Consider the following 539-nt stretch of genomic DNA (forward strand, 5'->3'; position numbering starts at 1 on the left):
CAGTATATCCAGCAGTACGGTTTTTTATGCTTTGTGTATGGCACCGGAGATTTTAAAAAAGTAGAGGGCATGATATGAATGGTTAGTGGGCGATTACAAGTATTGTCCCCCATTGCTTCGATCATGATCAAGCAATGGTCTGCTTATGAAACACTTGAATAGGTAGGAATGGTTATAAAAAAGTGAAGAGTGAAGTGCACTTCTTCATTCCGCGCGGACAAACAAATAAATATCTCTTTTTAGACTGCCGTATTAGCAGTCTTTTTTTATGTGTATTTCGTATGATAATTACACCTTGTAATTAAATGTCTATGAAAATATGGCATGTTTGCTTACTTTTATTTATATAGTAACAATAACGGGAACAAGCTGAACTTTGTCTATGAGGTGATAGTGTTGTGGAGAGCCGGAATGAAGTGGACGCTGCTCATATTAGGGAGCCTGATCGGGGCCGGATATGCGAGCGGTCAGGAGATATGGCAGTTTTTTGGGGCGGAAAGCGGACTTGCTATTGTGCTGTTTACAATCATGTTCATTTT

The 539-nt window shown here is 39.5% G+C and carries 1 pseudogene; it reads left to right on the forward strand.

Annotation, left to right across the window (positions count from 1 at the left end):
- Positions 1 to 393: 393 nt before the first annotated feature.
- Positions 394 to 539: pseudogene (locus ACWHAR_RS31285) on the forward strand (hypothetical protein); the annotation flags it as partial.

The sequence above is a fragment of the Bacillus sp. LR--39 genome (assembly GCF_053613335.1).